The 23,939-nt window shown below is 72.9% G+C and carries 14 protein-coding genes; 9 read left to right on the top strand and 5 right to left on the bottom strand.

The window, feature by feature from the left end; genetic code table 11:
• Nucleotides 1–96: 96 nt before the first annotated feature.
• Nucleotides 97–3,096, bottom strand: coding sequence for an SNF2-related protein (locus ACFO3J_RS30980; RefSeq protein ID WP_386436547.1), 3,000 nt, complete (start codon nt 3,094–3,096; stop codon nt 97–99).
• Nucleotides 3,097–3,286: 190 nt separating this feature from the next.
• Between ACFO3J_RS30980 and ACFO3J_RS30975 the strand changes: the two genes are divergently transcribed.
• A complete protein-coding gene (locus ACFO3J_RS30975; RefSeq protein WP_386436544.1) occupies nt 3,287–4,432 on the top strand; it encodes an acyl-CoA dehydrogenase family protein in 1,146 nt (381 codons plus the stop codon).
• 7 nt (nt 4,433–4,439) lie between these two features.
• On the opposite strand, the gene ACFO3J_RS30970 is transcribed toward ACFO3J_RS30975, so the two are convergent.
• Nucleotides 4,440–6,407 (bottom strand): amino acid adenylation domain-containing protein, encoded by a 1,968-nt coding sequence (locus ACFO3J_RS30970; protein WP_386436541.1) that lies wholly within the window; start codon nt 6,405–6,407, stop codon nt 4,440–4,442.
• Between the two features lie 280 nt (nt 6,408–6,687).
• On the opposite strand from ACFO3J_RS30970, the gene ACFO3J_RS30965 reads away from it, so the two are divergent.
• Nucleotides 6,688–8,511 carry a condensation domain-containing protein gene (locus ACFO3J_RS30965; RefSeq protein WP_386436539.1) on the top strand — a complete coding sequence of 608 codons (1,824 nt, stop codon included), beginning with the start codon at nt 6,688–6,690 and terminating at the stop codon, nt 8,509–8,511.
• Nucleotides 8,505–9,836 (top strand): MFS transporter, encoded by a 1,332-nt coding sequence (locus ACFO3J_RS30960; RefSeq protein ID WP_386436536.1) that lies wholly within the window; start codon nt 8,505–8,507, stop codon nt 9,834–9,836. The genes ACFO3J_RS30965 and ACFO3J_RS30960 overlap by 7 nt, the downstream gene beginning before the upstream one ends.
• Before the next feature lie 589 nt (nt 9,837–10,425).
• Here ACFO3J_RS30960 and ACFO3J_RS30955 read toward each other — a convergent pair.
• On the bottom strand, nt 10,426–11,493 hold the full coding sequence (locus ACFO3J_RS30955; RefSeq protein ID WP_386436533.1) for a hypothetical protein: 1,068 nt from the start codon (nt 11,491–11,493) through the stop codon (nt 10,426–10,428).
• 241 nt (nt 11,494–11,734) lie between these two features.
• On the opposite strand from ACFO3J_RS30955, the gene ACFO3J_RS30950 reads away from it, so the two are divergent.
• The 4 genes from ACFO3J_RS30950 (at nt 11,735) to ACFO3J_RS30935 (ending at nt 19,103) form a co-directional block, all read left to right on the top strand.
• On the top strand, nt 11,735–16,378 hold the full coding sequence (locus ACFO3J_RS30950) for a hypothetical protein (protein ID WP_386436530.1): 4,644 nt from the start codon (nt 11,735–11,737) through the stop codon (nt 16,376–16,378).
• Nucleotides 16,379–16,568: 190 nt separating this feature from the next.
• Nucleotides 16,569–16,856 (top strand): polyprenyl synthetase, encoded by a 288-nt coding sequence (locus tag ACFO3J_RS30945; protein ID WP_386436527.1) that lies wholly within the window; start codon nt 16,569–16,571, stop codon nt 16,854–16,856.
• Entirely contained in the window at nt 16,849–17,904 is a 1,056-nt protein-coding gene (locus tag ACFO3J_RS30940) for a polyprenyl synthetase family protein (protein WP_386436524.1), read from the top strand. Before ACFO3J_RS30945 ends, ACFO3J_RS30940 begins: the two co-directional genes overlap by 8 nt.
• Nucleotides 17,901–19,103 carry an oxygenase MpaB family protein gene (locus ACFO3J_RS30935; RefSeq protein ID WP_386436521.1) on the top strand — a complete coding sequence of 401 codons (1,203 nt, stop codon included), beginning with the start codon at nt 17,901–17,903 and terminating at the stop codon, nt 19,101–19,103. Before ACFO3J_RS30940 ends, ACFO3J_RS30935 begins: the two co-directional genes overlap by 4 nt.
• A gap of 67 nt (nt 19,104–19,170) precedes the next feature.
• On the opposite strand, the gene ACFO3J_RS30930 is transcribed toward ACFO3J_RS30935, so the two are convergent.
• Nucleotides 19,171–19,311 (bottom strand): hypothetical protein, encoded by a 141-nt coding sequence (locus ACFO3J_RS30930; protein WP_386436518.1) that lies wholly within the window; start codon nt 19,309–19,311, stop codon nt 19,171–19,173.
• A 224-nt stretch (nt 19,312–19,535) separates the two neighbouring features.
• On the opposite strand from ACFO3J_RS30930, the gene ACFO3J_RS30925 reads away from it, so the two are divergent.
• Nucleotides 19,536–19,859 carry a hypothetical protein gene (locus ACFO3J_RS30925; protein ID WP_386436515.1) on the top strand — a complete coding sequence of 108 codons (324 nt, stop codon included), beginning with the start codon at nt 19,536–19,538 and terminating at the stop codon, nt 19,857–19,859.
• Between the two features lie 229 nt (nt 19,860–20,088).
• The gene (locus tag ACFO3J_RS30920; protein ID WP_386436512.1) at nt 20,089–22,527 is read left to right on the top strand and encodes a SpoIIE family protein phosphatase; all 2,439 of its coding nucleotides are present in this window, start codon (nt 20,089–20,091) and stop codon (nt 22,525–22,527) included.
• Nucleotides 22,528–22,563: 36 nt separating this feature from the next.
• On the opposite strand, the gene ACFO3J_RS30915 is transcribed toward ACFO3J_RS30920, so the two are convergent.
• The gene (locus ACFO3J_RS30915; RefSeq protein WP_386436509.1) at nt 22,564–23,790 is read right to left on the bottom strand and encodes a damage-control phosphatase ARMT1 family protein; all 1,227 of its coding nucleotides are present in this window, start codon (nt 23,788–23,790) and stop codon (nt 22,564–22,566) included.
• Nucleotides 23,791–23,939 lie beyond the last annotated feature (149 nt).

Here is a 23,939-nt window from a genome sequence, read left to right as displayed (position 1 = left end):
CAATAGATCAGCCGGTCGTCCCGTATGGCCGTCGCCCGGATGTCCGGGGAAACCGGACTCCGGGCTGCGGGGGTCGCGCGTCACCGCCTCCGCACGTCACCGTTCGCTTCCCCCTCGTCCCCGCAGCGCGACCAGGTCGGCCAGTTCGCCGTCGCTCAGCTCGCTGAACGCCCCCTCGCCCGTGCCCAGGACGGAATCCGCGAGTTCCCGTTTCCGGCGGAGCAGGCCGGCGACCCGCTCCTCCACGGTCCCTTCGGCGATCAGCTTGTGGACCCGCACCGGCCGGGTCTGCCCGATCCGGTAGGCGCGGTCGGTGGCCTGGTCCTCGACCGCCGGATTCCACCAGCGGTCGAAGTGGACGACATGACCGGCCCGGGTCAGATTCAGACCGGTGCCGGCCGCCTTGAGCGACAGCAGGAACACCCGCCGCTCGCCGGCCTGGAAGGCGTCGACCATCTTCTCCCGGCGCCCGACCGTGGTCCCTCCGTGCAGGAAGAGGGTGTCCACCCCGCGCTCGGCGAGATGGCGTTCGATCAGTCGGCCCATGGCCACGTACTGGGTGAAGACCAGGGCCGACTCCCCCTCGGCCAGCGCCGTGTCGAGGAGTTCGTCCAGCAGTGCCAGCTTTCCCGACCGGCCCGCGAGCCTCGCGCTCCCGGGTTCCTTCAGGAACTGGGCGGGGTGGTTGCACACTTGCTTCAGGCCGGTGAGCAGCTTCATCACCAGGCCGCGCCGGGCGATGCCGTCCGCCTGCTCGATCTCCGCCAGCAGCTCGCGTACCAACGCCTCGTACAGCGAGACCTGTTCGCCGGTCAGGGACACCGGCTGTTCCGTCTCGGTCTTGGGCGGCAGTTCGGGAGCGACGCCCGGATCGGACTTGCGCCGCCGGAGCAGGAAGGGACGTACGAGCGCGGCCAGTCGGCGGGCCGCGAGCTCGTCGTGGTCACCCTCGACGGCCTTGGCGTAGCGGTCGCGGAAAGAGGAGAGGCTGCCGAGCAGTCCCGGGGTCGTCCAGTCGAGCAGCGCCCAGAGTTCGGACAGGTTGTTCTCCACCGGGGTGCCGGTCAGCGCGACCCGGGCCCGCGAGGGGATGGTGCGCAGCGCCTTCGCGGTGTGCGCGTGCGGGTTCTTGACGTGCTGGGCCTCGTCGGCGACGAGCAGTCCCCAGGGGTGCTCGGCGAGGCGTTCGGCGTCGCGGCGCATCGTCCCGTACGTCGTCAGGACGAAGCCGCCCTCCTCCTTGATGCCGGTGACGTCGGCCAAGTCCCGCCCAGGGCCGTGGAATCGGCGGACCGGGGTGGCGGGGGCGAAGCGGCGGATCTCCCGCTCCCAATTCCCGAGCAGCGAGGCGGGACAGACCACCAGCGTCGGACCGGCGGTGGACCCGCGCTGCTGGCGGCGCAGATGGAGGGCGATCAGGGTGACGGTCTTGCCGAGGCCCATGTCGTCCGCGAGGCAGCCGCCCAGGCCGAGCGAGGTCATCCGGTGCAGCCAGTTCAGACCCCGCAGTTGATAGTCGCGCAGGGTCGCGGCGAGGGCTTTCGGCGGCCCCTGGGGCTCGCGGGCGGCGCGCGCCTCGGGGTCGGCGATCCGGGCCCGCAGCTCCTCCAGTACGCCGCTCGCGGTGACGTCGACCCGCTCGCCGTCCACCTCGACGCTGCCGGTCAGCGCGGCGCCCAGAGCGTCGATCGCGGTCAGCGGGCCCGCCCCGGGGCGGGCGGCGCGGCGCAGCCGGCGTACCAGCTCCGGATCCACGACCACCCACTGGTCGCGCAGCCGGACGACCGGCCGGTGCGCCCGGACCAGCCGCTCCAGCTCCTGCGCGGTGAGTTCCCGGTCGCCGAGCGCGACCCGCCAGCGGAAGTCCAGCAGTGCGCCGGACGACAGGAAGGACGCGGCCGAGGACCGCCTCCCCTGGCCGGCGACGGGCTCCAGGACCCCTACGGCGGTCAGTTCGCGGACCAGTTCCTTGGGCCAGTGCACCGCCACCCCGGCAGCGGCGAGGCGCTCGGCCGCGGCACCCAGCAGGGCTCGGGTCTCCTCGTCGGACAGGTCGAGGCCGGTCGGGGCGCCGGCCTCCAGCAGGCGGGCGGCCGGAGGCCAGGCGCGGACGGCGCGGCGGAGGGCCGACCGCGTGTCCGACAGGGCCCGGGGGCCGAGGAGTTCGGGCGCGGCGGCGGCCCCGGACCACAGGTCGGCCGCGTCGGTGAGCACCGTCGGATCGGCCAGGCTGCGCAGCTGGACCACCGCCCGCACGGAGTCCCCGGCCAACTCCAGCCGCAGCGAGACCTGGAGGGCCGGGTCACGGTCGGTGGCTGCCCACACCCCGGCCGGTTGGTCGCGTACAGGTGCGGGTACGGCGGCGGGTCGCGCTCGGGGTACGGTGCGCGGCGCGCGGATCGTGGACGCGGTTCCGCCGGCCGGCGGGCGGGCGGCAGGGGTACGGGTGAGGGAGTCGGCCATGGCGTCCAGGAACGCCCGCAGCAGCGGCTCGGGGGCGGGGAGCTCCAGCAGGGAGGGGGCCGGGAGCACAGGCGGAGAAGAGTCGGCGGCCGCGACCGCCCGGGCCTCCGGGGGCATGGCGGCGCCGAGGGACGCCAGCCGCTCCTGGTCTCCGGCGTCCAGCGGCCCCACCCACCACGCGTCGAAGCCCCCCGGCGACGACCCGGGCCGCACCCGCCCCCGGGCCAGCAGGCTCAGCCCCAGCACGGCCGCGGCACCCCAGAACGCCGGGCCGGCGCCCCCGCCCAGCGCCCGGCAGCGGGTCAGCAGCGGCAGCGCCTGCTCCACCGGCACCGGCACGGCCGCCACCCTCTCCCGGCGGACCTCCGCACCGTACGGGCGGACCACCGTGAACTCCTCCGGCTCCACCCCGAGGTCCGGCGGCGCGCCGCCGGGCGTCCAGAACGCCACCCTTCCCAGCCGGGGCGGATCGGCGGGTACGAACACCACCTGGCCCGCGGCGAGTTGCGGCAACGAGGCGAGCAGCCGCGCCCGGTCGGGAACCGGCCGCTCGGGCCCGGGAGGGTCGCCGGACCCGGCCGTACCCGTCGGAGTGTCCTCCGCCGACGACCAGACCCTCCCGACCGCACCCATTCCTGGAATCCTCTCCGCCGGATGACCGGGGCGCTGCCCACCGCACACCCCCGCGCAGGTCAAGGCTAACCAGCGGGGCCGACACACACGGCCTGGGCGGTTCGGGCGTCGCTCGGTGGAGGCGGGCGATACGCTGCGCGCGCACGGCGTTGTCTAGACCTCTTGGGCACTCTTCGAAGGGACACCGCAGATGCAGGATCATCTTCTCGATCCCGAGCACCGGGACTTCGCCGCCATGGCGCGCACCTTCGTCGCGCGCGAGATCACCCCGCACCACGCCGACTGGGAGCGGGCCGGACTGGTCGACCGCGAGGTCTGGCGCGCGGCCGGGAAAGCGGGGCTGCTCGGCTTCGATGTGGCGGCGGAGTACGGCGGCGGTGGGACGGACGACATCCGCTACCCCGTCGTGCTCGCCGAGGAGTTGATCCGGGCGGGCGCGACCGGGATCGGCTTCGGGCTGCACAACGAGGTGGTCGCGCCCTACCTCAACCAGTTGGCGACCCCCGAGCAGAAGCGGCGCTGGCTGCCGGGATTCTGCTCGGGTGACCTGGTCTCGGCGATCGCCCTCACCGAATCCGGCGCCGGCAGCGACCTCCAGGCGATCACCACGAGGGCCGTCCTGGACGGTGACGCGTACGTGCTCAGCGGCGCGAAGACCTTTGTCACCAACGGGATCCACGCGGACCTGGTGATCGTCGCGGCGAAGACGAACCCGGCGGACCGGCTGCGCGGCGGCATCTCCCTGCTGGTGGTGGAGCGGGGCATGCCGGGGTTCGAACGCGGCCGGCCGATGGAGAAGATCGGCCGGCACGCACAGGACACCGCCGAACTCTTCTTCGACGAGGTCCGGGTCCCGGTGACGCAGCTGCTCGGCCGGCCGGACCGCGGGCTGCGCTATCTGACCGAGCATCTGCAACGCGAACGGCTGGCCATCGCCGCCACCGCGGTGGCCGGCGCCGAGACCGTCTTCGCCGGGACACTGGAGTACTGCCGGACGCGTACGGCCTTCGGGCAGCCGATCGGCGGCTTCCAGCACATACGGTTCGAACTCGCCGAGATGTCGACCGAGTTGGACATCGCCCGGATCTACGTCGACCAGTGCCTCATCGACCACAACGCCGGCCGCCGCGACCCGGTCCGGGCGGCCCGGGCCAAGTGGTGGACGACCGACCTGCAGAAGCGGGTGGTCGACCGCTGCCTCCAACTGCACGGCGGCTACGGCTATATGCGTGAGCAGCCGGTGGCCAGGGCCTTCCTGGACACCCGGATGATGCCGATCTACGGCGGGACCAACGAGATCATGAAGGAGGTCATCGGCCGCTCACTGGGCGTCTGACGCCGCGTCAGGCAGTTGGGACGCCCGCCCTGACCCGGCCGATCGCCTCCGCCACCTCGGCCACCGTGTCGTGGTCGAAGAACAGCTCCACCGGGATCTCGACCTCCCAGCGCGCGGTCATCAGTCCGGCGATCTGCATCATGGACAGCGAGTGACCGCCGAGATCGGCGAGGTCGTCGGCGGGCAGCACCCGCTCCACGCCGAGCACTTCGCGGCAGATCTCGCAGACCTCCGCCACGAGTCCGGAGACGGGCTCCGCCGGTCCGGGGGTGGGCTCGACCGGCCCGGAAGCGGGCGCCCCGGTCGCCGGAAGCGGGGACGGCGCGCCCTCCGGCGCCGGCTTCTCCGCACCCAGGAAGGCGAGGGACGGGTCGGGCAGGGACGGGTCGGGCAGGGACGGGTCGGGCAGGGACGGGTCGGGCAGGGCGCGGCGGTCGATCTTGCCGTTGGCGGTGAGCGGGAAGCGGTCGAGCGCGACGACCTGGCCCGGCACCATGGACGGCGGCAGGTTCGCCCGCGCGAAGTCCCGTACGTCTGCCGCGGTCGGCGCCGGCGAGCCCGCCTCCGCCATCACATACGCGGCGAGCGCCGGGCCGCCGGTTCCCTGCTCGTAGACCGCGACCACCACCCCGGCGAGGCCCGGCATCGCGGCCAACCCGGCCTCCACCTCTCCGAGTTCGATCCGCCGGCCACGGATCTTCACCTGGCCGTCCGCGCGGCCGACGAACTCCAGCAGGCCGTCCGCGCGCCACCGGCAGCGGTCGCCCGTCCGGTACATCAGCGACCCTGTGGGTCCCGCCGGCTCGGGTACGAAGCGGTCGGCGGTCAATTCGGGACGGTTGACATAGCCCAGCGCCACACCGGCTCCGGCGACGCACAGTTCGCCCGTCCGGCCGGCGCCGACCGGCGTCAGGTCGTCGTCCAGCAGGTGCAGCCGGGTGTTGGCGATCGGCCCGCCGATCGAGATGTCCGTGATCGCCTCGGGCACCCGCCACACGGTGGAGAGCACGGTGGTCTCGGTCGGCCCGTAGCCGTTGAGCAGGCCGCCCACCCGCGCCCGCAACTCGCGGGCGAGGCCGACCGTGAGGGTCTCGCCGCCGACCATCGCGAGCAGTCCGGGGGCGTCGAACCCCGCGTCGAGCAGCAGCCGCCACTGCGACGGGACCGCCTGCATACGGGTGATGCCGCGCTCCCGGACCAGCCGGACCAACGCACGCGGATCGCGCGCCTGCTCGTCGGTGCTCAGCACCAGTTCGGCCCCGGTGGCGAGCGGGACGCAGAACTCGGCCATCGCGATGTCGAACCCGGCGGCGGCCATCGCCAGCCAGCGGTCGCCGGGCCCGCAGGACATCTCCTCGGCGAGTGCGAGCACCACGTTCAGCAGCGAACGGTGCGCCACCCGCACGCCCTTGGGCTGGCCGGTGGAACCGGAGGTGTAGATGACGTAGGCCGGGTCGCCCGGACCGCCGGTCGGTGCGGACGGGTCGGCGTCGTCGGACGGCGTGGGGTCGTCGGACGGCGTGGGGTCGTCGACCAGGACGGAGGGAATGCCGCGCTCGGGCAGACGCCTCGTCAGTTCGGTCGTGGTCAGCAACAGTTGGGCCCCCGAGTCGTCGAGGACGAAAGCGATCCGCCCGGCCGGCAGGCCCGGGTCCACCGGCAGGTGGACGCCGCCGGTCTTCCACACGGCCAGCAGGGCGACGACGACGTCCGCCGAACGCTCCAGGCAGACCGCCGTCTGTCTACCCGGTGCGGCCCCTCGGTTTCGCAGCCGGTACGCCAACCGGTCGGCGGCCGCGTTCAATTCGCCGTAGGAGAAGCGCTGTTCGCCGCATGCCAGCGCGGGCGCGCCGGGCGCCCTGGCGGCGTGTTCCTCGAAGAGGTCCAGGACGGTGGCCTGCGGCAGCGCGCGGTCCGGCCCGGTGGCCCCGGCCGACGGTGCCGGGCTTACGCGTACGAGTGCGCTCTCGTGCATGTCTCTCCCTCGCTGGGGGCGGACGGACGCGTGGATTCTAGACAGGTCTGGACCATTAGCGGGCCAAAAGGGCAGGATAGGTCTGAACCAATCCAGGAGGGGGTCCGCCGTGGCGGAGGTTGGCGAAGTGGCACGCGAAAAGGCACGCGAAGTGGCAGGCGAGAGACCCGGCGAAGAGGTCCGCGACGAGGTGGGCGTACTCGGAAGACGGCCGGATCGCACCGTACGTTTCGAGGGTCGATCGGAGCGGAGCGGCCCGGTCACCCAAGGGCAGGCGAACATGCTGCTCTGCATCGCGGACAACGAACCCGCCCACATCAACATGCACGTGGTCTGGGAGTTGCCGCCCGGTCCTGACCTCGACCGGATCACCGAGGCCCTCGCGGTGCTGCACGCCCGCCACGAGTCCTTGCGCACCATCTTCCCCGCCGGAGCCGAGCCTCTTCAGCAGGTGTGCGCCGCAGGCGAGTTGACGGTGCGGGTGTACGCCGCGCAGGGCGACGCCGCCCTCTTCGCGGAAGAGCTGGGGCTGCGGTGGCGGGCCGTCCGCTTCGACCCGACCGTCGAACTACCGGTCCGCGCGGCCGTCGTCCTGGCCGGCACCGGTCGGCCGTCCCAGCTGGTGCTGGTGCTGTCCCACGCGGCTGTCGACGCCAGCGCGCTGGGTCTGCTGCGCCGCGAGTGGCTCGCCCTGCTCGCCGGGGAGCCGCTCGGCGAACCGGCCGCCGTGCGGCCGGTGGATCTGGCGCACATCGAGCGCTCCCCCGAAGGCCAGCGGCGTGCGGCGGCTTCGCTGCGGTACTGGGCCGGGCAGTTGCGCACAGTGCCGCAGGCGATGTTCGCGGTGCCGGCGGCGCCCGTACCGTCCGTACCCCCGCCGTCCGAATCCCCGCCGTCTGTACCGTCGCCGTCCCCAGCGGCTCCTTCCGCGCCCGCGCCGTCCGGACCCGAGCCGTCCGCGCCCGGTGAGGGCTGGACACCCCGGCTGCGGATCCGCTCGCACGCGGCAGCGGCGGCCCTGGACGTGCTGACCGAGCGGACCGGTGTCAGCCGGTCCTCCCTCGTACTGGCCGCCCTGTGCGCGCTCACCGCCCACCGCACCGGCCACCGCCAGGCCGTGGTCACCACCCTCTCGGCCAACCGCTATCTGCCCGAACTCAAGGACTACGTCGGCACGGTGGCCCAGGACGCGCTGTTCTCGGTGGCCGTCGACGCGGGCGACTTCGAGTCGCTGGCGCGCCGGGTCCGTAAGAGATCGCAACTCGCCTACCCGCACAGCTGGTTCGAGTCGCAAGAGCTGTGGGGGACGATCGACGCCACCGGCTACGAACGCGGCACCCGCTTCGCCCGCGACTGCATTTTCAACGACCTCAGCCCGCTCGGACTGGACGGCGGAGTGCTGCGCGGCGGCGCCGACCCGCGTGATCCCGCGCAGGCCGTCCAGCTGACCTGGCTGCCGGCCGAACCGATCGGCGTCCAGCTGATGCTGTGGGTGTTCCGCCTGGAGGGCGAGCTGGACCTGTCGCTGTGGGCCAACCCGTCCCGACTGGCCCGCCAAGAGGCGGAGTTGTTCGGCAGGGGGCTCGCCTCGCTGCTGATCGAGGCCGCCCGGGGTGACATCAAGCTGGACGAGATCGAGGACATCACGGCTCTGCCGCCGGTGGTCCGCGGTCCGCGCTGGCTGGTGTCCGACAACTGCTGGGTGGATCTGGACCAGTTGGACGAGCTGCTCACGCATGTCCTCGCGCCGCTGCCCGGGTTCGGGTCCTCGGTGTTCAGGGTGCTGCCGGAGCCCGACGAGCGGGTGGGTCAGCGCCTGGTCTGCCATCTCGCCGATCCCGGCGGGCCCGTGGCGGACGGCGAGGCGCTTGCGTCCGCACCACCGGAGTCCCCCGGCGCGGGCCGCCGCGCCTGGTCCGCGGCCGACCTGGAACGTATCCACGCCGCCTGCGTGGCCGCGCTGCCCGTATCCCCCGCTGTCATGGCCCCGCACCATTACGTGCTCCACGAGGGCGCCCCGGCCGATCCGGCCGACCCCACCGCCTGGCGCGCGCTGCCGGTCCTGCTCGAAGGCTCGGGGCGCGCCGCCCGGCCCGCGTGCTGACCGAGCGCCGAGCCGGGTCCGCAGCGACCGCGCCGGCTCGCCGCTCGCGCGGCTTCGACCTGTACTTCACCGCCCGGGTCGTCTCCCTGCTCGGCGACGCCATGCTCCAGGTCGCCCTGACCGTGGCGGTGCTCGACGCGGGCTACGGCCCGAGCGGGGTGGGTTACGCGCTCGCCGCGTGGCTGGTGCCGATGGCCCTGCTGGTGCTCTTCGGCGGCGCCCTCGCCGACCGGTTCGAACCCCGGCTGATCATGGTGACCGCCGATCTGGTGCGGCTGGTCACTCAGTCGGTCTTCGCGTTCGCCTTCGCGGCCGGCGCTCCCGCGCTGTGGCAGATCATCGGCCTACAAGCGGTCGGGGGAGCCGCCACCGCGATGTTCACCCCCGGCAGCACCACGATGATCCCCCGGCTCACCCAGGACATCCAGCACGCCAACGCCACGCTCCGCATCGCCGAGGCCTTCACCACGCTGCTCGGTCCGGCGCTGGGCGGCCTGCTGCTGACCCTCTTCGGAGCCGCCGCCGTCTTCGGCGCCGACGCCGGCAGCTTCGCGCTCAGCGCCCTCTGCCTGGGCGCGATACGCCTGGCGGCGCCGGCCGGGCGCGCGGCGGCCGCAGCGGTCCCGCTGTGGCACGCGCTGGCCGAAGGCTGGCAGGAGTTCCGCTCCCGCACCTGGCTCTGGAGCGTCATCGTGCTCTGGTCGCTCTACGGCCTGCTGGTCTTCGGACCGACCCTGCCGCTCAGTGCCGTGGTGATCGTCGCGGCCCACGGCGCGGGCGGGTTCGCCGCGATCACCTCGGCCTTCGGCGCGGGAACGATCGCCGGCGGCCTGCTGGCCCTGCGCATCCGCCCGGCCCGCCCGCTCGCCACCGGCTCCCTGGCGATGGGTGCCTTCGCGTTCAGCCCGCTGGTGGTGGCCACCGTCCAGCCCATGGCGGTCGTGGTGGCCGGCAATCTCCTCGCCGGCACGGGCTTCGCCTTCTGGGGGGTCCTGTGGGCGACGACCTTGCAGACCAAGGTCCCACCGGCCGTACTGAGCCGCGTGGCCGCCTACGACATCGCCGGCTCGATCCTGGCCCTCCCGATCGGCCGCGCCCTGGCCGGACCGGCGGCCACCGCGTTCGGCGCACGCACGCTGCTCACGGGCTGCACGGTGAGCGCGGTGGTGATCTCGGCGATCATGCTCTCCACCCCGTCCATCCACCGCCTCCACCGCGCGGACCCGACGCCGGACCCGGAAGCCTCCGCCGACCGGCAGACCTCGGCCGGTCCGGCGCCGGCGCCGAGCCCGGTCGGCTCCGCCCGACCGACCGGCGCGGGCTGACCGGCGCTCCTCATGGCGCCCCGGTGGGGCAGGCACGGCGAGCGCCCGCCGAACCGAGCGCGCGGCACACCGACTTGTCAACTACACGGGGGCCTGTCAGCACCCCGCGAGGGGCCCACGGCCCTGCTGCGGGCGCTGGAGGACGGCGCGCGGGCCTGTCAGCACCCCGCGAGGGGTCCACGCTCACGGATGTGCCCCGCCTAGCCCGAACCGATCCGTCCGGCCGGCGCTCCTCGTGGCCCCCCCGCCGAGGCCGAGACGGCGAAGGCCCACCGAACCGACCGCCGCACCTCAACGGGCCGGCCATGCCGGGGCCGAACGGTATTCCGCGGGGGTGGGCTTACGCTGCCAACGCAAAAATGCCCGCCGCCAGCCGGTCGGATCCGTCCGACCGGCCAACGCGGGCCGAGTGGCGCTCCTCGTGATGTCCCGGCCGAGGCCCACATCGGCGAGCGCCCGCCCGACTCACCGCCGCATACCAACTGCCCGGCCACGCAGTAGCCGAGCGGCACCCGCGAGGGGCGCGCCTACGCCGCCATGGCAGGAATGCGCCCCGCCGACCCCGCCCGGTGGGCGCCCACGCCCCCTCTCACTCCTCCACCGCCAGAATCCGCTCGGCGATCCGCCGCCGGCTGGCCGAGCGGGACAGCCAGCCGTCCACGCCCAGTTGGGTGGTGAGGACGTGGTTGAGGCGGTCCCGGTCGAGGGGCGGGAGGCTGGGGGTGAGGAGTTCGGCGAGGACGAGGGCCTGGTACTGCTCGAAGGCGGAGCGGGAGTTCTCGATCGCGTCGAGGGCCAGGTCGAAGCCGGCCGGGTCGGGGGCGCCCTGGAGGAGGGCGAGGGCGTAGATGCGGTGGCCCTCGCCGCCGGTGGTGAAGAGGTCGCGGATGTCGGCGAGGCGGAGATCGGTGTCGGGGGCGGAGGCGCGGGCCGCGTCGACGAGGGCCTGCATCTGGGTGGTTCGGCTGTTGCCCCGCATGAGCAGGCGGCGCATGTCGTCGTAGCGGTCGGCCTCGACATGCGGGAGGCCGAGTTCGCTCATGGCGCGTGCGCGCAGGTCGTCGGCCTCGCGGTGATCCCCGCGTTCCGACAGGCTCTGGGCCTGGACGAAGGCGGCGAGCGCCCGGTGATCGGCCCGGGAGAGCGCCGAAGCGAGCAGCAGGCGGGTGGCGAGCCAGCCGCCCAGGAAACCCAGCAGCAGGAATTCCGTCACCATCATCGCGGCGAAGGCGGCGCTGTCGTCCCGACCGCCGAGCGAGGGCGCCAGCGTGTCCGCGAGCCGCTTGAAGTACCGGCTCAGCGCGCCCAGTTGGGTGAGCCCCGCACCGATCAGCAGTTTGGTCAGCCAGTCGGACACCTGCTCCAGGTTGGTGTTCGCCGCGTAGCGCGACTGCCCACCGGAGCGCGGGTACGGCCGGATGTCCCGCTCCGGAGGCTCCTGTCCGTCCGCCCATGTCTCCTCGGCGCGGCCCGTGAACGTCTTGGGGATGCCGAAGAGGAAGCCGACCGCGCCGCCGACCGCGAGCGTCGCGCCGATGATGAGCAGGCCCGCGCCGAGCACGGAGACGGTTTCGCCGGACCGGGCCGCGTACAGCACCAGGGCGAGCAGGCCGGAAGCGCCCAGCCCCGCCATGGCCCAGCCCACCCAGCGCCCCACCGTCGGAGGTATGCCGCCACCGCCGCCCGGGCGGCCCGGAGTTCGTGGCTGCGGATTCCGGTCACGCGTCACTGCTGGGCCTCCCCGGTGAGCCGTCCGGCGCCCGGAACGGCTCGTCGTGCACTGCCGCGCACTCTATGGCGAGGCTCGGCGCCGCGCGGTGACGTAGCCGAACCACCGAATGGCTGACGCACCGTAGGCTGAACCGTAGTGCCGTGGGAAGCCGCAAGGAGGGTGACCTTTGCTGGACGAGGGCGAGCCCGGCGAGAGCCTGCGCTTCTTCGGTCCGGCGGCGTACGAGGCCCTGGCGAAGTGGCAGTCGGAGTACGGCGTCACCGTGCGCTGGTCGCCGTCACCAGGGGTGGTCAAGGACGGTACGCGGACGAAGATGGCCACCGTCTCCGTCAGGGAGCAGGGCGGTCCCGCGCGCAAGGTGATCCTGAAGCTGTGCCCGCCCGGGCGGCGGGCGCGCCGGGAGCCGGGGGCGCACCGGGAGGCCTTGCGGGCCGGCCCGGTCGCATGGGTCCGAGCGCACATGGTCGAGCAGCCGTGGGGGCCGGTGCTGCTGCCGGACGGCGGCTCGCTGATGTTCATCGGCATCGCCGGCGGCGGGATGGACCGGACGAAGCTGCTGACGGCCCTCCTCGACGACCCGCTGGCGGCCGCCGCCTGCGGCGCGCTCGTCAAGTCCGTGCTGAGCGACTGGAATCCGGACTTCGGCACCGACATCATGAGCCCGGCCCGGATGCTGCACGACCGCTTCGCGCCGCGTCTGGCCCAAGGAAGCTCTCTGCACCGGGTGTTGGAGGCGGCCTTCCCCGGGCTGTGGGAAACCGACGCGGCCTGGTGGCAGCTTCCCGACGGGCCGGCGCCCAACCCGCTCGCCCTGTCCGGCGGGCACCCGGAGTTCGCCGAACTGAGCTTGGAGGTGCCGCTCGGTAGGGCGCAGGGCGATCTGCACGGCGACAACGTCGCCTACCCCCGCGATGTCGGCGAGACCGAGCTGGGCGCTTTCGTGCTGCTGGACTTCGACTACTTCACCGCCGAGGGCCCCCTCTCGCACGACCCGGCCAACCTGCTGCTCGGCGTCGCCGACCACGCCTGGGCGGAGTCGGGGCCGCCCGTCCGTGAGGCGCTGCTGCGGCTGCTGACCGATCCCGAGCACGATGTCCGCGGCGCCCTGCCGCGGCGTCTGCACGAGACGGTGACCTCGGTCCACCGGGCCGGCGCGCGGTGGGCGGACCGCTACGGCTGGGCCGATGAGTGGCGGCAGTGCGTGCGGCTGTCGACGATGGCGTGCGCGCTGGTCTTCGCGGGGCGGTCGGCGGCCGACCCGGAACGACTCTGGTGGTACGTGCGGTTGTCCGCCGCGGCCGCCGGCGCCTTCGTGGCGGCCTCGACCGGGGTCCTGCCGTCGGCTGCGGACGCGTTCACGGTGTTGGAGCCGGTAACGGGGCCGGTGACCGGGCCGCTGAAGACGCCGGCGCCGGTCGCGGGGCGTCCGGTCGGCGCTGATCCCGGCCGCCGCGACCCACGCCCAGCAGATCCGGCCGCCGCCCACCGCGCGGTGGCCGCCTCCCGCCGCGTACTGGACTTCGCCCGGAACAGCGCGCCCGGCGATCTCGTCCCCCGCTCCGTCGCGACGGCCGTCCATCTTCGGCGGATCGGCGACCGTATCGCGTCGGGGCGTACGGCCCCCGTCCCACTGCTGGGCGAAGCGGGTATCGGCAAGTCCGTGATGAGCGCCCAGATCTACGAAGCGCTGGCCGAACAAGGCGATGCGACGGCTCTGTTGGTCAACTGCGCGCACATCTCGGAGACAGGAGACCCGCTCGATCCCGACCGGGCGCTCGGCCGGCTGCTGGACTCCGGCAAAGGTGGCGGGCGCCTGTTGTCGGAGGTCGTCGCGGACTGCGCGGCGCTGTGGGGCCGCCCGGTCGTGCTGGTGCTGGACACCGTCGACTACCTGCTGAACGCCGATACCGCGTCCCCTTTCCTCGGCCTGCTGCGGACGCTGCGCGACCAGGGCGTCGTCACCGTCTTCACCTGCCGCCAGCACGACTACGAGACCTGGCTGGAACCGCGTTACGGCGACCTCTACGTCCCGCGCGAGTCCGTCGACGTGCCCGCGCTCAGCCGGGAGGAGGTGGCGCTGATGGTGGCGGGCTATCTGCGCCGTCAACCCGGAGACCGCACCGGTGGCTTCGCCGACGCGGTCCTGAAGGCGTACGACAGCCGGGGCATGCTGGCCGAGCTGCTCGCCCGTCCACTGCTGCTGACCATGCTCTGCGAGCTGTTCTCGGAGTCGGTGATCCCCGCCGACCTGAGCGCGACCCGGCTCTACGGCGAATACTTCAAGCGGAAGGTCGTCGCCAGCAGGCGTTACCCGCCGACCACCGCCGAGTCCCTCGCCAAGCAGGAACTCGTGCACGAGCTCTCCCGGTTGCTGTGGAACGCCTCGCCGGAGACGCTCATCCTGCACGTGGCGGAGGCGACCCTCTGGAACGGTGCCACGGCCGCGGCTTTCACCGACCTGATGAGCGAAGCGGTCCTGGTCAAGGATGTGGGTTACGCCGGTCCGAAGGTGGGATTCCGGCACCAGGCGTTGACCGAGTACTTCCTCGCGATGTACCTGCACGAGCGGGCTCCGGACGACGAGCGGGCGCTGCTGGCCGAGTTGCGGGCCGATCCGCACGGCCGGTGGTTCGCCTGGCCCATCGTCCGGCGCATCGTCGCCATGGCGGAGCCGGCCGAAATGGACGCGCTTCTGGACCAGTTGGACCTCGGTGACATCACCGCCTACCGGGCTGTCGTCTTCGGCGCCGTGGAGCAGTACCGGCCAGGCCTGCTCACCCGGCTCGCCCGGCGGACCCGGCACGCCGACCAGAGCTTCACCGAGCAGCTCATCACCGCGCTGCCCTCCGTCTCGGACGCGGGTCTCGGCGAGGCTGTCCGGGTCGCGGGCGAGCTGCTGACGCGGATCAGGGCCGGTCTGCTGCCCAAACTCGGCCTGGCCGCGGGGAGGCTGACCGCGCGCGGCGGACCGCAGGCCGGTCCATGGCTGGCCGGACTGCTCGACCTGGTCCACCCGCGCCTCAGGAAAAGCCAGTCGTCGTCGGACGCGGCCCGGGTGGGCCACCTGGTCGGAAATCTGCTGGCCCCCTATGTGAGCCGCGGATTGCCGCTGCCGCCCGAAGCCGCTCACGCCGCGATCGCGTTGCTGCGCGCGCGGGAGACGCGGCGTCCCGCCGTAAGGGAGTTGACCTACGGCTTTCTGGCACCGGGAACCGACGCGGCATTGCGTCTCACGGCCCTGCGGGCCTTACTGGCGCGTGGCGACGACGGCGATCTCAGCCCGGCGGTCCAGGACTTGATGCTGCTGGTGGTGCCCTGGGGCGAGGGACCGGCCGAGGGGACGGGGCAGCGGGACCTGGACGACCCACTGGCGTTCCTGACGGCGGACGCCGCGGGAAGCTCCGTGATCAGGCTGCGTGCCGTGGCGCGAGCGGCCCACGAGAACCCTGAGCTGGCGGCGCGCGTCACCGACGCCTTCCTGCTCGCGCCGACCGCCGGCGAGACGCAGAGCCTGATCCGGGTCCTCCGGGAGGTGGTACGGACCGGGGGAGCCGACCGGGTGGCCGGTGCCTTTCTGGACGGCGAGCTGCCGACCCGGCCGGGAGGGATCGGTCAAGTCGCGGGCGTGCTGGTGGCGTTCAGCCGGTCGCCGAAGCCGCTACGGCTGAAACTGGCCCGATGGTTCACCGACGGCGTCGACCGGCTGGGTCCCGGGGCATGGTCCAAGCAGACCCTGGACGCGCGGCTGCGGCTGGTCCGGGACGACCCGACCCTGCTGGCCGAGGCGTTGACCGTGCTGGGAGGCCTGCCGGACCCGGACCAGGAACGGTTGATCGCCAACCTCGTCGGCGACGGGGAGGACATCTCCGCGTCCATGATCGCGAATTTGCTGGCCCGAGAAGGGTCGCCGTCCGGAACACCGCCGTTCGGCGCGTTCGTAGAAGCGCGCCTGTACGGCGCCGTCGCCGAGCGGAACCCCGAAGCGCGCGAGCGGCTGGCGGAGTTGGCGAACGGTCCCGCGAAGAACGCGGCGGCGCAGGCGATGTCCCAGCTGGGCCGCGCCGCCGAGCGGGAGGAGGACTGGGCGTTCGCGGAACTCCTCTCCCCGTTCGCCGGCCACCGTGACTCCGCGGTTCGCTGCGCCGCCCTGCGGATCGTGATCCGCCTGGTCCTGCTGCATCCCGCCGAGGCAGGTCCCGTGGTCGAGCTCTGGCTCACCGAGGCCGCACAGCGGATGTCGGTGCCGAGTGGGCAGAGTGCGCAGGGGCCGCGGCGTCCCCGGTCGCGACCGGAAATCGGCGAAGAGGCCGTACTCCGGCTGGCGTTGTCCCACACCTACGTACGCGACGGCCTGGGCGCCGAGCCGGGAGCGGTGGCCGCGATCGCCGCGCTGGTGGACCTCACCCTGGAGACGGCGGGGCTGAAGACGACCTCCAACAGCGTCCTGCGGCAGTTGGTCGTGCTGCTCAAGGCCCTGAGTGCCTCCCGCGATCATCCCCTGCACGCGAGGGTCTTCAACTGGCTCTCCGAGCTGCTCCGCCGGACCGACCTGTATCGCGTGCAGGACGCCCCGGCGTTCGCCCGTGAGACGCTGGGCCGCTGCCTCGAATCCGGCACGGTGGACTTCGAACAGATCGCGACGGCCCGCCTCGACTGGCGTCCCCGGAACTGGCTGGTCGTGGTCCAACTCGTCCGCACCCACGACCCCTTGGGCCCCCGCTCGCCACTCCTCGACGTGCTGCTGGCCTCCCCCGCCTGCCCGCCCCCGGTCACCAAGGCCATCGCCGTCTACCGCAACCCGGCGCGGTGACCTGCCCCTCCTCGGACGCTCAGGCTTTTAGCATGCGCGCCGGCCGATGAGCAGCAACCCCGCGGATTCATCACCCGAAAGGTGATTTGCCCCACCTGGCTCCCTCAGGTGCGGCACCGTTCAGGAGGGGCCGGTGTCGACGGCGGACGCCGTACCGCCTGACCCCCACGGGATCGAGGGAGGGCAACCGATGGCCGGAGGGGACAGTGACAGCACTGCTCGGAGCGAGCGTCGAGGTGAGGCCGGCTATGCGGTGGCCGGTCTGGCCGATCTCGCGCTCAGCGGGGCGGGTTCGGCGCTGCGGGGGCTTCGCGGGCTGCTGAGCCGTTCGGATCTGGCCGAGTTGGCCAAGGACGGGCAGGACGACCTGAAGGCGCGCGGCAGGCTGGCGGTCCGGCGGCACGCCAAGCTGCCGGAGCCGCATCTGGAGTCGCTGGCCCGGCGAGCCGCCGCCCGCCTCGGTGAGCGCGATGGGTGAGCAGACGCGGGAAAGGGCGGCTCTCACCGCCCGGGTGGAGAAAGAACTCACCGCGTTCATCGAGGAGGAGACCGCCCTCCTGCTCGCGATCGACCCGCAGCTCGCGCCGCTGGCCGAGCAGTTGGGCAAGGCAACGGCGGAGGGAAAGCGCCTCCGCGCCGCCTTCTGCTACTGGGGCTGGCGGTCGGCGGGGCAGCCGGACTGCGACGAGATGGTCCGGGCCGCGGCGGCCATGGAACTCGTGCACGCCGCCGCCGTGGTGCACGACGACATCATCGACGCGAGCACGGTGCGGCGCGGCGCGCCCACGGCGCACATCGCCCTGCGGCAGCCGCTGGCAGGCCGTAGCGGTCGGCAGGCCGGGGGGCAGGCGCTGGCGATGCTGGCCGGCGACCTGCTGATGTCGTGGGCCGGTCAGCTGTTCACCTCCAGCGGCCTGCCCGCCGCCTATCTGGCCAGGGCCCGGCCGGTGTGGGCCATCCTGGCAAGGGAGTTGGTGGCGGGCGAGGCCTTGGAGATCCTGCGCACCGGCGCCCCGCCGGACACCGTTGGCAGCCTGAAGATCATCCGCTACAAGACGGCCAAGTACACCGTCGAGCACCCGCTGCACATCGGAGGCCGGCTGGGCGGGGCGAGCCCGGCGCTGATGGAGAAGTTCAGCGCGTACGGACTGCCGCTGGGCGAGGCGTTCCAGCTGCGCGACGATCTGCTCGGCGTCTTCGGCGACCCGGCCGCCACCGGCAAGTCCAACCTCGACGACCTGGTCGGTCACAAACCCACCGCACTGCTGGCGTTGGCCTGGCCGCTCGCCGCTCCCGCCCAACGCCGCGAACTGCGCGCCCTGCTGGGCCGGCGAACGCTCGACCAGGACGGCCTTCGGCGGGTACGGGACATCCTGCGCGCGACCGGAGCCGTCGACCGGGTGGAGGGGCTGATCGCCGACCGCGTCCGGGCCGCCACCACCGCGCTCGACCGGCCCGGTCTGCCGCCCGCCGCGGCCGACGCCCTCACCGAACTGACCGGCTCGGCCGTCCGCCGCCAGTCATGACCGCACCAGGAGAGAGCCCCATGTCCGTGCCCCGCCCGCACCCGTCCATGGACGCCCTGCGCCTGGTCGGCGACGAACTCGCCGACCAGGTGGTCACCACCCTCTTCGAACGCGGCGAGGTGGGCAGGTTCAACACCCTCATGCGCTGGTTCTCCCAGGCCGGCCAGGAACTGCCCGACGACCTGCCCGAAGTGGCCCGCGAGTACCTCGACGCGACCAGTGCACCGCCGTCGTGGATCGCCTGGGACGAGATGGAGAAGGCCCGGCTGTTCTTCATCGACAACAACGTGCACATCTCCACCGCGCTGTCCTTCGCCTCGATGCCCGCCTGCTACGTGGTGCCGCACATCGCCAAACTGCTGAGCGCCACCCACTCGCTGGACTACCCCTCCCGGCGGATGGCCGAGACAGGCCAGTTCACCGTCTATCTGATGCGCCCCGACGCCTTCGAGGCCGGCAGCCGCTTCATCCCGGCCGCACAGAAGGTCCGGCTGCTGCACGCCTCCATCCGCTACCACCTGAGCCGTGAAGACCGCTGGGACGTAGCGGGGTTGGGGGTGCCGATCTGCCAGGAGGACATGATCGGCGGCCAGATGATGTTCTCCATCCAGGTCCTGGACGCCCTGCACCGGCTCGGCATCCACATGTCGGTGGACGGCGCGAACTCCTACTTCTACGCCTGGCGGGTCGTCGGCGCCATGCTCGGCATCGATCTCGACCACATGCCCGCCGACCTGGACAGCGCCCGCCGGTTCTCCGACCTGTACATGAGCCGGCACATGGGGCCGTCCGAGGAAGGGGCGCGGCTGACCCGCCAGTTGATCGACCTGTACGAGGAAGTCGTCCCCGGCACCGTGCTCGACCCGGTCGTCGCCGCCCTGATCCGCTTCCTCATCGGCGACACCGCCGCCGACTGGCTCCAAGTACCCCGCTCCGTCTGGGACACGGCGGTCAAGGCCTCTCCCGTCCTCCTCGGCCTCCTCGAACGCCTGGAGGACAACTCCCCGTTGGCCGCCTGGGTCCTCGACCGCTTCGGCGGCCTGACCGCCAACCTGGAGCTGAGCTCCCTCACCCGCGGCCGCGTCATGCACTACGCCATCCCCGAGCAGCTCAAGATCGAGTACGGCGTCACCTCCACCCCAGCCCGCACCGCCCGATGGACCCCACCGCCCCTGTCCGAGGAACCCGCCGCCGGCTGACCCCGCCCAAGCGGGCGCGACCCGGCGAGACCCGGGAGAGGCCCCATCGGTCCCCGGCAGCCGACTGTCACCGCAGCTCGGCGGCGATGGCCCGCAGCACCTCGACCATCTCGAACTCCTCGATGCCTCCGCCCAGCTCCGACGCGAAATGGACCGTTTCCGGCCAGACATCGGATATGGCGGTCCACGGCTGGGCGTCGGGTGCCATCAGCACCAGCCGGCGTGGGCTCGGGGTCGGTGAGCTGGACGTATCGCAGTTGCCCGTCGTCCTTCGGCCGGCCCGCGATCAGGTGTGCCATGTGGGCCCACAACCGCCGGCCGCCCTCGTCCTGCCAGCCGGCGGGCCCACCGGTCAGCCGGGCGAGCGTCCGGCCGGCGGCTTCCGGGGAGAAGGCGGCGAGCAGCAGCGCGGCGCGCTCGGGCGAGAGGCGGGTGAGCAGATTCACCGCGGTCCGCGCGGGGGCCTCGGACAAAGCGGCGCCAACGGTGGACGGCTCCATCTCGTCGAAGAGTTCGGACACCACCGGGTCGAAGCCCCGGACGGAACGCGACCGGTCCGCCGCCGCCTCCACCGGCGCCGCCGGTGACCGCCTCGACCTGGCCATCACCCCCGGCAAGGTCACCGCCACCGTCCTCGACATCGCCGCGCCCGTGATCGGCGCGTGGCTGTCCCACCGCCTGTCCCACCGCCTGGTCCGCGCCGACCGCTCCTCGGAGCGGCGCGGTGGGCGCGGTGGGCGCGGCAAGAAGTACTAGCAGGAGGCGCGGCCCGGCGTCCGGCCACCACCGGACACTCGTCCGGCCGCTCGCAACCGCGTGGACCCGCATGGTCACGTTCCGTAGCCGCAGAGCGGTGACAGAACCGCCGGACGGCGGAGATCCGACCCGATCCGTACACTTGTAGGTGAGATATCGGATTTGTCCGCTGGCTCGGGAAGCGAAGGAGCGATCGTCCGGCATATCTCCATGCGCGAAGAGAGAGACGATGGATCCACGTAGCGCCGAGACCGACGGGCAGGCAGAGCTGCAAGGTGTGAGGCACCTCGCGGCTGCCATCGTGGACGCCCAGGGGACCGTACGGGAGTGGAGCTCAGGCGCCGAGCAGCTGCTCGGTTTTCGGCGCGCGGAGATCGTGGGGCGGCCGGTGGCCGACCTGCTGGACCCGGAGGTCCCGGCGGATCTCGGGGAGCGGCTCCTGAGAGGTCCCGGCGGCACCGCTGACGTGGTGATGCGCCATCGCGACGGCCATCCGATGACGGTGGAGCTCCTGTGCACCGTCCATCCGAGTGCCGGCGGCGAGCCGGTCAGGCTGCTCGTGGCCACCGCGCTGCCCGTCGAGCGGGACCTGGCGGAGACGCTGAAGTCATGGGCGCTCGACCAGATCCCGGTCATCGGCGCCATCTTCGACACCGACGCCCGCTACCTCCATCTGAACGACTTCGCGCGGCGGCTGTGGAACATCCCCGCCGACCGGCTGCTGGGCCGGAAGGTGACGGAGGACCTCCCGCAGCAGGGCACGAACGAATTCCTCGAGTCGATCCTCCAGTCGCTGCGCACGGGCGAGCCGAGCGTCTACGAGGCCACGCAGGAGCGCGGGCACCGGACCCAGACCTGGACCATCCGCAACACCCCGCTGAAGGACCCGTCCGGGACCGTACGCGGGCTGTACACGCTGGGGATGGACACCACCCGCGAGTTCGAGGCGCGGGAGCGGCTCAGCCTGCTGAACAGGGCCAGCGCCACCATCGGCAGCACCCTGGACGTGCGCACCACGGCGCAGGAGCTGACGCAGGTCGTCGTACCGGAGCTGGCCGACTTCGTGACCATCGACGTGCTCGACTTCGTCCTCGCCGAGGAGGAGCCCTTCCGGGCGCCCGCGGGCCCCGCCGTGGTGCGCCGCCTGGCGGAGAACTCCGTCCTCGAAGGCGTCCCGGAGTCGGTGCTGAAGCCCGGGGACACCGAGGTCTATCTCGACGACTCCCCCCATGCCCGGGCCCTGAGCACCGGCACCTCGTTCATCACCAAGATCGTCGGCGATCTGGACAGCGACGCGTGGGCGGGTCGCCGGGAGGAGCGTTCCGCAAAGGGACAGGTCTTCGGCTTCCACTCCGCCATGGTCGTACCGCTGCGGGCCCGCGGCAGCACCTTCGGACTGGTCTGCTTCTATCGGCACCAGTACCCCGACGACTTCACCCCCGACGACCTGCTGCTCGCCGAGGAGATCACCGCCCGCGCGGCCGTCTGCGTGGACAACGCCCAGCGCTACGCCCGCCAGCGCGCCACCGCGCTGACCCTCCAGCACAGCCTGCTCCCCCACGACGTACCGCGGCAGACCGCGGTCGACGTCGCCAGCCGCTATCTGCCCTCGGACGTACAGGGCGGCGTGGGCGGCGACTGGTTCGACGTCATCCCGCTGTCCGGGGCCAGGGTCGCGCTGGTCGTCGGGGACGTCGTCGGCCACGGTATCCAGGCCTCGGCGACGATGGGCCGACTCCGTACCGCGGTGCGCACCCTGGCCGACATCGAGATGCCGCCGGACGAACTGCTCACCCAGCTCGACGGCCTCATCGACCGGCCCTTCACCGGTACCGGCGAGCGGCAGTCCGACAGCCAGGCGGGAGCGACCTGCCTGTACGCGGTGTACGACCCGGTCACCCGCTGGTGCGCCCTGGCCCGGGCCGGCCATCCGCCGCCGGCGCTCGTGCTGCCCGACGGCAGCGTCGAGGTGATCGACGTCCCGGCCGGTCCGCCGCTGGGCCTGGGCGGCCTGCCCTTCGAGAAGGTGGAGGTGTGCCTGCCCGAAGGCAGCCTGCTCGCCCTCTACACCAATGGACTCATCGCCTCCCGGGACAAGGACGTCGACCAGGGCCTGGCCGAACTGCGACGCCAACTGGCCGGGCCCACCGCGTCCCTGGAGGAGACCTGCGACCGGCTGCTCACCAGGCTGCAACGGGAGCCGCCGGCCGACGACGTGGCGCTGCTGCTCGCGCGTACCCGCGTACTGGACTCGGGGCACACCGACACCTGGGAACTCCCCTCCGACCCGGAGGCGGTGGGCAAGGCGCGCGAGTACGCCAGCCGCACGCTGGAGGCCTGGGGGCTGGACGACGTCACCTTCACCACCGAGATCGTCGTCAGCGAACTCGTCACCAACGCCATCCGCCACGCCTCCGGCCCGATCCAGCTCCGGCTGATCCTGGAGAGCGGCACCCTGATCTGCGAGGTCTCCGACGGCAGCGACACCTTCCCGCGACTGCGCCGGGCCCGGGTCTACGACGAGGGCGGCCGCGGGCTGCTGATGGTGGCCCAGCTCAGCCGGCGCTGGGGCACCCGCTCCACCTCCACCGGCAAGGTCATCTGGGCGGACCAGCCGGTGGGATCGACCGCGGCCGGCGGTCCGGAGGACGGCGTGTCGGCCGCCTGACGGCTCGGGCCGGGGCGCCGACGCGATCGCGGGGACTCATGGGCGGCGCGCCTGGATCACGGCGTGCGTACCGTTCGTCCGCCAGGGCTCGCCGCTCGCGTCGAGAGCGTCGAGGGCGGCGGCGTCGAGGCCGACAGCCACCTCGGACTTCAGCGTGCGCAGGGCGATCAGCGGACCGTCGCCGGGGAAGTACGAGGTCAGCTCGGCGAAGGACGTGGTGCCCGGCCAGTGCTGGTCGCCCACGAGGCGGCGGTAGTTCAGATCGCCCTTGGCGATGACGAGGGTGGCGCGGGCGAGGTCGTCCCGCAGGTCGCCGGGCATGGCGGCGTACGGCAGCGGCGCGCAGGCGAACGCGTGCGTGTGCACCGCCAGACACCCGCTGTTCATGGCCTCCCACAGCCGCGCGCCGACCCCCGCCGCGTGTCCGGGCGCCCGGGTCATCCGCCGCAGGCAGTGCACGACATCGGCCGTCGTCGCGTCGGAGACGAAGTACGGGTACGGCTTGACGTGCAGCACGACGGTGGCGGCGCGGCCGGTGTGCAGCAGGTGGTCGATCAGGACGAGGTCGGCGGTCAGTTCGCGCCCGGCGTTGTCCGCCAGCACATGCACCGCGCCCGGCGGCAGCGCGTACTCCCAGAGCACCGCGCTGTCGTCCACGATGACCCGTCCGGTGCCTTCGCCCCCGCCCTCGCCGTCGCCCTCGCTGCCGCCGTCCGCGCCGGCGGCCCGGCCGGAGGAGATGCGGAATCCCAGGTCCGCCCGGTTGCCCCACAACGCTCCGTGCAGCACGGCCAGATCCCGCGCCTCGGGCGGCAGACCCGCCACATCGTCCAGCGCGGCCAGTTCCTCTTCGACGGCCCGGCTCCGCAACTCGGCCCGTTTCGCCGGGCCGAAGGGATCGATTCCCTGCCACGGCCCGGCCTCGAAGTAGCCGACGGCCTCCAGCAGCCTGCGGTAGAAGTAGCTCTCCGCCCACAGGAACGGCACCTCGAACCACGACCGCCCGATGTACTCCCTCCCCCAGCGGTTCCACTGCTCATAGCCGTGGGCGCCGACCGGGAGCGGACTGATCGCGCCTCCCTCGATCTCCTCGCGGAGCACGTGCAGCGCCTGCGACTCCGGCGGCCCGTAGGGGATGGCGTCCCGTACCTGCTGGATGAGCGCCGGGTGCCGCTCGGTCAGCACCTTCCGGGCGAAGGAACCCGGTGCCCCGCCGATGATCACGGGCGCGCCGGACGAGGGGGCGGTATCTGCTTCGGGCATCGGCTGCGGCGTTCCCTCAGGTCAGGATGGAGCTCCGGACGGAGATACTGGACGGCGGCGGTCGCCGGGCGTTCCTCTCTGTGACGGCCGCGCACGCTCGGACGACGACCGCCCCACCGGCAGCGGACCGCCGATCACCGATCACCGAT

Source organism: Streptomyces polygonati (assembly GCF_042650325.1).
Lineage (GTDB): Bacteria > Actinomycetota > Actinomycetes > Streptomycetales > Streptomycetaceae > Actinacidiphila > Actinacidiphila polygonati.
This window is presented reverse-complemented; position numbering and strand designations above follow the sequence as displayed.